The 11,813-nt window shown below is 50.9% G+C and carries 9 protein-coding genes; 4 read left to right on the top strand and 5 right to left on the bottom strand.

The genetic code is table 11. The annotated features are described in order from the left end of the window. The first annotated feature begins 468 nt into the window (after positions 1-468). Together JW814_09620 and JW814_09625 are read left to right on the top strand one after the other, a co-directional pair. On the top strand, positions 469-2,919 hold the full coding sequence (locus JW814_09620; GenBank protein MBN2071701.1) for a glycosyltransferase family 4 protein: 2,451 nt from the start codon (positions 469-471) through the stop codon (positions 2,917-2,919). Then, positions 2,831-3,496 (top strand): class I SAM-dependent methyltransferase, encoded by a 666-nt coding sequence (locus JW814_09625; protein ID MBN2071702.1) that lies wholly within the window; start codon positions 2,831-2,833, stop codon positions 3,494-3,496. Before JW814_09620 ends, JW814_09625 begins: the two co-directional genes overlap by 89 nt. A 13-nt stretch (positions 3,497-3,509) precedes the next feature. On the opposite strand, the gene JW814_09630 is transcribed toward JW814_09625, so the two are convergent. Both JW814_09630 and JW814_09635 read right to left on the bottom strand, forming a co-directional pair. Then, positions 3,510-5,861, bottom strand: a complete 2,352-nt coding sequence (locus tag JW814_09630) for an SLBB domain-containing protein (GenBank protein MBN2071703.1) — start codon at positions 5,859-5,861, stop codon at positions 3,510-3,512. Continuing rightward, entirely contained in the window at positions 5,862-6,002 is a 141-nt protein-coding gene (locus tag JW814_09635) for a hypothetical protein (GenBank protein ID MBN2071704.1), read from the bottom strand. Between the two features lie 212 nt (positions 6,003-6,214). On the opposite strand from JW814_09635, the gene JW814_09640 reads away from it, so the two are divergent. Next, complete coding sequence (locus JW814_09640) at positions 6,215-7,405, top strand: DegT/DnrJ/EryC1/StrS family aminotransferase (GenBank protein ID MBN2071705.1); 1,191 nt, start codon at positions 6,215-6,217, stop codon at positions 7,403-7,405. A gap of 28 nt (positions 7,406-7,433) precedes the next feature. Beyond that, positions 7,434-8,555 (top strand): SDR family oxidoreductase, encoded by a 1,122-nt coding sequence (locus JW814_09645; protein MBN2071706.1) that lies wholly within the window; start codon positions 7,434-7,436, stop codon positions 8,553-8,555. Between the two features lie 153 nt (positions 8,556-8,708). On the opposite strand, the gene JW814_09650 is transcribed toward JW814_09645, so the two are convergent. The 3 genes from JW814_09650 to JW814_09660 form a co-directional block, all read right to left on the bottom strand. Beyond that, positions 8,709-10,559, bottom strand: a complete 1,851-nt coding sequence (locus JW814_09650; GenBank protein MBN2071707.1) for a hypothetical protein — start codon at positions 10,557-10,559, stop codon at positions 8,709-8,711. A 119-nt stretch (positions 10,560-10,678) separates the two neighbouring features. Next, entirely contained in the window at positions 10,679-11,005 is a 327-nt protein-coding gene (locus JW814_09655; protein ID MBN2071708.1) for a hypothetical protein, read from the bottom strand. Then, positions 10,992-11,798 carry a hypothetical protein gene (locus tag JW814_09660; GenBank protein MBN2071709.1) on the bottom strand — a complete coding sequence of 269 codons (807 nt, stop codon included), beginning with the start codon at positions 11,796-11,798 and terminating at the stop codon, positions 10,992-10,994. The genes JW814_09655 and JW814_09660 overlap by 14 nt, the downstream gene beginning before the upstream one ends. Between the last annotated feature and the right edge of the window lie 15 nt (positions 11,799-11,813).

An 11,813-nucleotide genomic window follows, 5' to 3' on the forward strand; every position in this document is an offset into this window, starting at 1 on the left:
AAGCATTGTTGCGAGGAAGAGTGAAGAGCAACTGGACTATTGTACTACAGACATAACCATTTGTCAAGAAGGGTGTTAATAACTGAAGGTGCCTATGGGTACTGATACCTATTTAAATCACGAAGATATCTCTTTACCGATAAGATCCCCCGGACTCGGTTCCCGCGCGACCAGGTTTAATGAATCTGAATGCCACGTATGGAAAACTGCTGCTGGCAGATGATTTGCAGTCTTCTGACATATCGATGGACGAATGGATGTTTCCAGGTCACCGGGATACGGAATTAAATTGTCGAAACGGGCTATCCGGTTATCATGGATATGATTACATAAAAAGCCCTGGTCACGCTATTTTTTCAGGCCAGACCCTGTCCCTTCTGGCCGGGAAGATTTTTCCACATCGCCAGGCATATCTTCACAGGGTCGAGTGCCCTTGAGAGAGCAGGTGTTTCAGTCATCAGGATCCTGATGGTATTAAAAAGGTTCGATCCCGGGTCGCTTTTCGGTGGTGCCGAAAAATCAGCCCTGCGGCTGGCCATCGCTTTGCTCGGTAAGGGGGTCGAGGTCATGATAGCCGGCGCGCGGATCGAACCGCACTGGCGTAAAAGGGAAAATATCCCTGCAGCCGGGCGACATCTGCATGTTGAAAGGATCGACAGGCCTTCAGTGAGGTTTTTCGGCACTCTGGTCTACAACTATCGCCTTTTAAGGATGATCCTGCGAAACAGAAGAAAACTTGATCTAGTCCATATACATTTCGCGTCATTTGAGATGATCACAGCAGTGATCGCGAGGATCATCGGAGGTCCTCCCGTTATATGCAAGATCGCGTGCAGCGGCAGGAGCGGAGAACTGCACCTTGCCAGCCGGAGGAGCTTCTATCCACTTTTCAGGTTCTTCACTCGCCGCGTCGACAGCTGGGTAGCAATAAGCCCGGCGATCAGGGACGAACTGCTCCTGGCCGGAGTGAAGCGGGCATCGATCATCGAGATACCGAACGGTATCGACCCTGAAAGTCATTACATTCCGGGGAGGAAAGAGAAAAGATCGGCAAGGGCTTCTCTGGGCATAGATGACGAATCGATCATCCTTCTCTTTACCGGCAGGTTATCGAGGCAGAAGAACCTTGATATTCTTCTCGAAGCGATGGAACAGGTCGCCCGGCCGGGGCTAAAGCTTCTTATAGCCGGGAAGGGACCTGAGAGGGAAAGACTCGAGAGAATCGCCTCAAAGGAAACTCTGAACGGTTCAGTTTCGTTTCTTGGACCTGTGGAAGATCCAGAAATACTTTACAGGGCTGCCGATATCTTCGTACTTCCATCGCGGGAAGAGGGCATGTCCAATTCTCTTCTCGAAGCCATGTCGAGCGGCCTGAAGGTAATAGCGACTGATATCAGCGGATCTTGCGAACTGATCGACGATGGAATATCCGGACTTCTCGTTCCGCCGGGAGATGCCCGATCACTCGGGGAAAAGATTCTCGAAGCCGCCAGTGGAAGATTCGACCCTGGCACGGCTCCGAGGGAGAGGATACTGGAAAAATATTCGATCGGCTCTGTCGCGGACAGGTATATAGATCTGTATAATGCTCTGACAGATCGCATCGCGAAAGGTAAGGACAGGACGCAGCGGAATGATCCGGCAGGCAGGATAAGCCCACTCTTCCTGATAAACAGCTATCCTCCAAAAACGGGCGGAGCGGAGCGGCTCGTTGAATCTCTTGTCACCGAATTCGGCCGAAAAGGATTTAAAAGCACTGTAATAACAAGATGGCAAAAGAACACTCCGCTGATAAAAAACGATGATCACGCTCTGATCCTGCGCGTCCCGGTCTTTGGCCCGCGTCTGCTAAGGTCGTTGACCTTCAGATCGACCTCTTTTCTGCTCCTGCTGATTCTCTCCACGCGATATACCTGCGTCCACGCGCACTCTCTCGATTCTCCAGCAGATACGGGAGCGGCGGCCTGCAGGTTAACCGGCAGGAGACTCTTCGTGACGATCCATAATACAGGCAAGATCGACCGGCTCGCGGATTCTTTCAACGGGCCAGGGAGATTCGAGGCGATCCTCCACTCGACATCCGGCATAGTATCGATAAATAATCAGATAGCGCAAGAACTGCTCACTGCGGGAGTTCCTCCCTGGAAGATAATATCGATCCCTAATGGAGTAGACACTTCGATCTTTCATCCCGCTTCACCTGAAAAAAAGAATCAGATGTTGACTCGTATGGGTATCCTGGGAAGGACTATTTTCATATTTACAGGCAATTTTCACAGCCAGAAAGGTATCGAAATCCTTCTGGAAGGATGGAAGATATTTACTTCGTCGATCCCCGGCACCAGCGCGCTTCTTCTTATGGCGGGCGATGGAGTCCTTTTCGGGACGATGAAAAGACTTGCTGAAGAGCTCGACCTGCTTGAATCAGTCCGGTTTCTGGGCAACCGTCCCGATGTAAGCAGCTTTCTGAAAATCGCCGATATATTCGTTCAGCCTTCAAGATGGGAAGGGCTGTCAATAGCTCTTCTTGAAGCTATGGCGTGCGGACTGCCGGTCATCGTCACTCCGGTCGGAGGTGCTGTCGAAGCAGTCACCGAAGGGGAAAACGGCCTTTTCGCTCCCGTAGATAACCCGGGTGCTCTGGCTGACGGGATGAAGACGCTCTTTGAAAACGGCAATATGAGAAAGAGCTTTGGACGCGAAGGGATGGAAAGGGTCGTCAGGTATTACTCGATCGACAGATGCGCGCTCGCACATATAGATCTTTTTACCGCGGCGGATGCGGGATCAGTCAATCTCCATGCGGGAGAGAAAGAAAGGTTAGACGGGAATGATAAGAAAAAAGATAAGCGCGGCGGTCCACCCCCCCACGAATGTGACGAACAGGCTGCAGAACAGAAAATTAAGATCCTTTCTTGACGGCCTGCCCCTCGAAAGCCTGATCCTTGACATGGGGGCGGGAAGAAAAAAAACGCGGGATGATATCATCTCAATCGATATCTACAAGGCTCCGGGAGTGACGCTGCTCGGCGATATCCATCATCTCCCGTTCGAAACAGATTCGATAGACGCGATCATCGCGCGCGGTGTCCTCGAACATGTCGAACATCCCGAAGAGGTCGTCGATGAATTTTTCAGAGTCCTTAAACCGGCGGGGAAAGTATACTCATCTATCCCGTTCATGCAGGGTTATCACCCCAGCCCGGGAGACTACCGGAGATATACTATTGATGGGATCGAGATCCTTTTCTCGAAGTTCCGGAAACTGGAATGCGGGATCACGAGGGGATCTGCTTCTTCCTACGTCTGGATCGCCAGGGAATTCTTTTCGGAGCTTTTCTCCTTTAACAATATTGCTCTTTACAAATTCTTCAAAATCGTCTTCGGGTGGCTTCTGCAACCGGTAAAATATCTCGATCCCCTGACAGAGAGACATTCGATGGGCCATGTCGTGGCGTCCGGATTTACCTTCGTCGGCGAAAAACCATCACCCTGACCTCAGGTCTTCACTACATCTTTGTAACTATATAGACAGTCGTCAGGGCGCTCGCGATGATACTGACCGATGTCTGGAGTATCTTCATCCAGTCCCGGTCCCTGATTACCTTCTCTGGTACGATTATCGCGTCACCGAGTTCTATGACCTGTGAGAGCGCCCTGCGTTTAAGGACTCTTCCGTCCGCTTTGAGTATTCTCAATTCGCCGCTCGCCGCTCTTCGCGAAAAACCACCCGCCCTGTCGATGTAGTATTTCGTCTTCTTTCCTGGAAAATACTTGATCGTACCGCTGGACGCGACTGCGCCAAGCACGTTCACTCCCGAGGGACGAGGAGGGATCGTGATCCTGTCTCCCGCCCTCAGGACGATATCGTCTGCTCTTTCCCCGCTTTGAGAGATTGTTTCGAGGTCGATGATTATCCTGTTCATCTTGCCGGAATTGTAATTGACAGAATAGCCGTCTGCCATGACAGCTCCGCTGCTGTCCCTCTGCGCCTCCCGCAATGAAAGGATCACATCTTCGACATGCCTGTACCTGAGTTCATCGACGATGCTTCCACGTTCAAAAAGGGCTCCAGGAAGAAACGCCTTGCCGGTGAATCCGCCAGCACGTTCGATCAGATCGGTCAGGGTCTCTACGCCCTGCTCGATCACGTAAGTCCCGGGGAAAAGCACTTCCCCGGCGATCGTTACCCTCTCGTGCCCGGAATAGTTCGGTATCTCCCGGATGAAAAGAGCATCTCCTGGATATAGAAGGATATCTTCTTTACCATGCGGCTCAGTCAGGACGCGGCCGAGGTCGAACATCAATATTTCGGAAGATCTCGTCGTATCGGGAACAAGCCTTGCGAGTTCGGCGCGAAGAAGATACGCCTCTTTTTTTATCCCGCCCGCCTGATAGATCAGATCGCTGACGACCATATCGTCGGCAAAAATATATTCGCCGGGAAGTCTTATCTCCCCTTCGATGCTCACTGACTCGGTATCGTGCATCCTCTTGGTCGAGTAGACCTCGATTATATCGCCTGGATAAAGGATCATATCGCGCGTGATCAGCTTGCTCTCGGACAGTTCTTCCGGTACACCTTTCCCATTCTCTTCGGTCTCCTCTTTTCCCGCCTGACCGACCGGTATGGAAGACAACAGATCTTTTAGAGCTACCTGAAAGACTGATCTGCGCCTGTCATTGAAGATCCTCGTGACAAAGACCCTTTCCGTATACGAATCAGGCAGGAGCATTCCCCGGCCGATCAGATCCGTTATCTTCATCCCTATGTGATGACTGTATTCTCCCGGGTACTTCACCTTCCCCTGCAGCAATACCACATCCTCTTTCAAGTCATGGATGGATCTCACCTTTATCCGGTCGCCGTCTATTATCTCGATATTATCTTTTTTCGCCCCACTCTTACCCGTGATATCGAGATCGATAAGGACATTTTTCAGGTTATCCTCGAAACGGATCAACTCGACTTTTTCCAGATACGCTGAAGACCGCAGCCCCCCGGCAAGTTCGATCGCGTCAAGGACCCTTTCACCACCGAGTATCTCATAGACACCCTCTCTCTTCACTTCTCCCGCTACCGTGACGAGAGGTCCCGCCACGGGGACAAAAATAATATCGTTCGATTCGAGCCGGACATCCTCTCCTTTTCCGTTCATCAGAAGTTCGTAGAGATCGACCACTTTCACGACACTCGTGCCCCTGACCAGCCTGACCCTTCTAAGCGAACCTCTCTCCGTAGGGCCACCGGCAAGGTGGAGCGTGTTAAAAAGAGTATAAAGCGAACTGACAGTGTAAGCTCCCGGTCTCATCACTTCTCCGCTTACGTATACTGTGACCGACCTGATCTTACCTAGGATCAGGTTCATTTCGAACTTTGAATATATCCTGCTGTAATGCTCAGCGAGCCTTTTCTCCGCCTCTTCGATCTTCAGCCCCCAGATCACCAGCTCTCCAGCCTTCGGGACAAAGACCTTACCCTCTCGATCGATCACCAGTTCCATTGTCAGATCGGCCGATCCCCAGAGGTTTACGACCAGATGGTCGCCTGGTCCAAGTGTATAGTCGGATGGAACCGGGATCTCCGAGGATGACACGAATTCAGCCGGCACGGATGAAAAAACGTCGATCCCGTAACGGGTGGGGGTTGTATTCGCATGCCTTTCGGGAGGCAGCACAGGTTCGCTGTCATTGTATATCTCGACAGTATTGGACTCCTTTTCAGAATCTTTCAACGCCGCCTGGTTTTCGATATATTTTCTATAAGCTTCTTTCTGAGCTTCAGTCTGAGCGCGCACCGCATCGGGAATCGAAAATATGACAACGACCGATAGCGCCGCCAGTATGATCCTTCTGAACATTTAACCTGTTCCTTCCTTGCATCGTATCTGGAAAATATTCCCGGACAATCCGGTTCCTGCCCCGGTAGTAACAATATCCATTCCACCGGTCGATATTCCCGCATTGATATCGGGCATCGCAACCTGTTGCGGGACAGCCATTAGCGAGGCTCCAAAGTCGCCTCGCGCCCGGGCGCTACGAAAATAACGGCCGACAGGGTATTTTTTTCCTTTGGTAGAGAGAAAAAAGGAAAGAATTTCCTTCAGAAATAAACAGTTAAGCTCCTTCACGACCATACCGATAGAACGTAAAGAACCAGCAAAGCTTCACATACAAAAGACATTGACGATCTGGGAAAACGAATGGAGAACTGATGGAATCTACTTTGGAAGAGATCAGGCAGTCTGAAGACAATTCAGTCGAGCCAGGCATAACGGATCGCGGTATGACCGAGCCGATACCAATCATCCGCCCCAACCTACCTCTATGGGAAAATGTCGAGAAACGCCTGAAAAAGATCTATTCATCGAGAATGCTGACAAATCACAGCACGGTCAGCGAACTCGAATCGACCGTCGCTCGCTATCTCGAGGTCGATCATGTCGTGGCCCTGTCATGCTGCACCTCGGGTCTGATGCTGGCGATGAAAGCTCTCGGTATAACCGGAGAGGTGATAGTCCCGAGCTTCACCTTCTCGGCAACCGGGCACGCGATCTACTGGGCGGGAGCAAAACCGGTCTTTGTCGACTGCAACAACAGGGACTGGAACATATCTATCGAATCGGCGATCCAGGCTTCATCGGAAGAGACATCGGCTATTCTCGCCGTCCACATCTTCGGCAATCCCGCTCCGGTGGCAGCCCTGGAGGAACTCGCCAAAGAACTCGGTGTCCCTCTGATATTCGATGCAGCTCACGCTTTCGGGGGAAGCGTTTCGGGAAGGATGACCGGCGGTTTCGGCGATGTCGAGATATTCAGCCTGAGTCCGACAAAATTGATTACTGGAGGAGAAGGCGGTCTTCTGACCACCAATGACAGCTCTCTCGCTGAACAGATCAGATACCTGCGTAATTACGGCAACAAAGGCGATTACGATTGTTTTCTGCCCGGACTCAACGCGAGGATGCCGGAGTTCAACGCGGCCCTGATACTCGAAGGACTTCCACTCGTCGCCGGAGAGATCGCCGAAAGGGAAAGACTGGCATCTGTCTACAGGGAAGAACTCTCCGGGATTCCCGGGATCGCGTTCCAGGAGATACCCGAGGGAAACCAGCACACATGGAAGGACCTGACTGTCACGATAGACCCCTATATCTTCGGAATGGACCGTGACAAACTGCATACCCTTCTGCATGAAGAGAATATCATGACAAAAAAATACTTCTATCCTCCTCTTCATAAACAAAGCGGTTACTCCGAGCTTCCGCAACGATCGGTAAAACTGACCGTGACGGAATGGTTGTCGAATAATGTCCTGACACTGCCCCTTTACTCGGCGCTGGGAGAGTCGGGAATCAGAAAGATCTCAGATGTCGTTAAGAAGATACACAGTGAAATCAAATGACCCTGGAAATCCTTGATCGGAGGATAAGATGCGTTTAGAAGATGAAAAAGTGCTCGATGCTCTTGAAGAACTTGTGGAAAGGGATCCGCTGACCAGGATCATCCATGGCGAGAATCGATATAAACACAGCAACGTCCTTCTTCTTGGCGGAGGGGGATTTCTTGGTACTGCCCTGGCGAGGCTTCTCATTGAAAACGAACATAACGTCACGGTCCTTGACCGGTTTCTCTATGGGAACAGATCGCTCGATTCGATCAGCAGTTCGGTAAAACTCAATATATATACCGGCGACATCAGGGACGTGGAACTACTCGAGACATTGATAAGAGGGAAAGATACCGTTATCAACCTCGCGGCCATCGTGGGAGACGAAGCATGCAGGATAAATCCGGCGGCGACCCGGCAGATAAATACTGAAGCAGTTGGTACTATTGCCAGGATCGCGAAAAAACAGGGAGTAAAAAGAATAATTCACGCCTCGACCTGCAGCACTTACGGTAAAGGCGAGAATAGCCTGTTGAATGAAGATTCCGAACTGCTGCCGCTCTCTCTCTATGCCGAAAGCAAGGTAGAAAGCGAAAAACTGCTCCTCGCCGAAACTGGAGGGGGCCATTCGCCGGCATGCTGTATCTTCAGGTTTTCCACACTCTTCGGATTCTCCCGCAGACCGCGTTTCGATCTCGTTGTAAACACCCTTACGGGAAACGCCTGGAAGAATGGAAAGATCAGGATATTCGGCGGGGCCCAATGGAGACCGCTTCTTCACGTCGCCGACGCGGCCAGAGCAATCAGGAAAGCGGTCGAATCAAGGCCGGAGAAGATCGCCGGCAAGATATATAACACCGGTGGAGAAGACCTGAACCTCACCATTAAGGAAGTCGGCGAGATCATCCGGAAACTCATCCCTGGCACTGAACTCGAGACCGACGAGCAGGTCTCGGACGAGCGGGACTACAGGATCGATTTTACCAGGATCCGTGAAGAGATGGATTTTACACCCGAGATATCGATCTCCAATGGCGTATTCGAACTCGTCCACGCTCTCGACAATGGAGAAGAAATCGATCCGGAACTGCCGGTCTATTCGAATTACAAGTGGTTGAACGCTAATACCGGTCTTCTTGAAACAGAGGCCGAGATTTTGATCTGACAAGTTCGTTTTTCCCCGGAAAGGGTCTATTCCGGGAGTACAGCGCGCCCCGTGTCTTAAATGATGTATACCAGCCCGCTCTTCCGATCGGCTGTCAGGCGCCTTCTCCCGGAACCCTGCCCGGGGATTTCCCTGATCAACCCGGCAGATACCTCAATCCGCGATAAACCAGTCTGAATCAAATATCGCGGGCAGGTGATAGATGACCTTCAGCAGGCGCAGTTCGTCTATCGAAGGATCATCAATATACGGCGCCGTCATCCCTATCATCAGGTGGCCGGGATCGAGACTGTGTTTGAGCCCGACGACATGCCCGAGCTCGTGGGCGAATATCATATGCCCTTTCAGATCTATCGGAGAGAGGGTATTCAGCAGGTATATCCTGATCTCTTTCTTCTTCGGAGTACCGTCCGGATTCTCCTCGACAGTCTCGACATGATGTTTAAGCTGTCCATCGTAGTAATAGACGATCTTGACATCGGCGACCTCGGGATACGCTGTCTCGGTAAACAGATCGAGACCGGTACCATCCTCCCAGGAGGCCATCGAACCACGCGCTACTTCCTGGATATCAACATCATTGTAGATCATGGGAGGATTATATATCGTCAGGGGCCAGTGGTCCCAACCGTAATACACCGTGGGACGCTCCAGAAGTCCTTCCGTGTCGGTCATATCCTTAAGAAGTATGAGAAAATCATCATACCTGCCCTCTACGCACGATTCAACGGGATAAGCCGGCAACATATAGAAATCGATCGTCAGATCGGCATTTATCTCTTCCATTTCACTCAGAAAATCATAGTAATCTCCCAGTATGCCATGCTCCGCCTCATCGCGGATCCGGATGACCTGGGCGTATTTTGGTAGATCGCTCAGGAAGTAATACCCGGAAGGATCTGTATCGGCGACAAGCATTCCCGCCGATACCATCATATCACCGGCTGTTTCTCCCGTACCTGCATCGTAGACATGTCCATCCATATCATAACCACGAACGAGCAGGCTGATGCAGTTGCCCATCGGTCCGAGGTTTCCAAAGTCATCGAGCGCTCTAGCCGTAACATAAAGATTCGTTCCCGGGTAACAGTTGAACGCCGTCATCGTCTCCACCGTTCCAGGCGGACCGGGATCGGGAGTCCCGTATTTGTAAGAAGCGTCAGACCAGTCGCTTTCCGTGATGATCGGGACAGTCGAAGTCTTGATCTTGTATCCGAATACTATTCCATCGTCCCCGTCATCACCGGGCGCGGTCCACTGAAGGAATATCGAACCTGCCAGATCGCCGGTCCATCCCTCAAGGTCATTAATGACCCCGGGATTGACAGTATCAGGATCCCCTGTGACGTTCACCGACCATGAAACTGAATCAGAATACTCCCAGTCCCAGACTATTCCCGTGACCTGGTAATCTCCGTTTTCCACGAAACTGTGGGAGATGTAGGAACTCTTTATCCACTTGCTTTCGTAATCCGTGTTGACTCCCTTGACGAGGAATTTGTACCTGAGATATTCCGGGTTCTCGTCGAGGGCTGATATCCTGAATTCGACAGGCCTCATGAGCAGGCACGAGAAAGACTCCATGTCGGGAAGGAATGATTTTATCACCGGTGGTTCGTTGAGGTCTTCTATCACCTCTACATACCAGTTGACCGAGACCTGTTCTCCACCATCACGGACCCTTGCCTGGATGTGATACCTGTCCCCCTTGATCGCGAAGAAATCAGCGGAATTCGAGGAACTGAGCATCGAATCCACGACCGATCCACTTATCGTCGAGACGACAAATTCATATGTCAACTCGTCCCCGTCGAGGTCGCTGGCCCAGACATCGAACGACACCATGTCTGTCGGCGCGTACAGGACAGTATCATTGCTCTGAGGGCTGAACGATTCTATCGTCGGAGGAATATTCGGCCTTACCGGATCGTTCTGGAAGATACAGGAGTTGAGAATCAAAAAGGGCAGAATGACTGTTATCGTTATAAATATATTTCTTTTCATTGACCCGACCTTTATCAACCGGTGGAGGTCTCACCCAATTGATAATCAATTTCAATAAGAAAAGAAAGATAATTCTTCAGACTGAACATATCGCAGTGGACGGCAGGATCGGTCTTATCCTATGATGATCTCGATCTTGATGTCAGGAAATGACTTATCGAAAGATCCAGGGCCTGAAAAAAGCTCTGTTCATCCGAGACCCTTATCTCGCATTTCGGACTTTCTCCGACAGATACGGTAAATATCTCGCTGTACGGGGAAAGTACTATCATCATTCCCCCTGGTCCGGAAAATCTCGTCTCGAAAAGAGCTGCCTCGACTTCGATCGAGGGAGATGACCTTATCAGGTAATCGCATATAGTATTGTAGAGGTCCCTGATCTTCGCCGGTTTGATCCTGGCGCCGTTCCCAGCGGCTTCCCTTATCCTGCTGTTATATGACTGCATCTCTTCTCTTTCTTCTGTCGTTCGACGCGATCGACTGGATAATACTGATCGCGATCCCCTTTATAAAAGGTGAGACCGGAGGTATACGCCTGCCAAGATCCTCCCCGAAATTCGAGGGTATCTCGAGATAACGCAGATCTCCCCCCTGATCCGGCTTCGGTGTCCTTTCCTCCCGGCTTATCAGAAAAACCGGTTGCCCTGGATATTTTTTGATGAACCCGGAGACGATATGGTCGATCGTGGAGTCCTCTTCGCCGAAATCAAAGACGGCAAAAACAGTCCTTTCCCTGTCCGATCGATCACTTTCACCGCTTTTTCCCGCGCGGAGAAAAGATATCCGCCTTATGGCACCATCCCGATCAAAAGAAGTCCCGTAACCGAACGCTTCTATTTTCATCTGTATACCAGACGGGAGGGAAAATGGATCTGAATACTGCTGAAGGTCTATGCGTCGCGCGGCATAGGAATACCTGAGGTGGTCATTGATTCTTTCCCTGAAACCCTTGACGTTTCCCATTGTCGTCGAGAGGTATTTTCCCGGTTCAAGCGAAAAATAATAACCGGCATTGGGCATCGAATCTCCTGATTCGAGAAGGGTGACCGGTATATTCTCCGAAGATACGGCCATCGCTATTCCGGCCGAAATATAAGCGCGGTAACAGGGCTCGCCTGATACATAGAGATATATCAGGCTTTCGAAAGACCGTTTCTCCTTTTCCCCGGGTCTGGATCTTCCCGAAAGGAAAAGATGTGAGACATCCTGAATTCGATTTGATCTTTTTCTTTCAGGCATCCGCTGATCTGCCAT

Source organism: Candidatus Krumholzibacteriota bacterium, assembly GCA_016932415.1.
In the GTDB taxonomy this organism is placed as follows: Bacteria; Krumholzibacteriota; Krumholzibacteriia; order Krumholzibacteriales; family Krumholzibacteriaceae; genus Krumholzibacterium.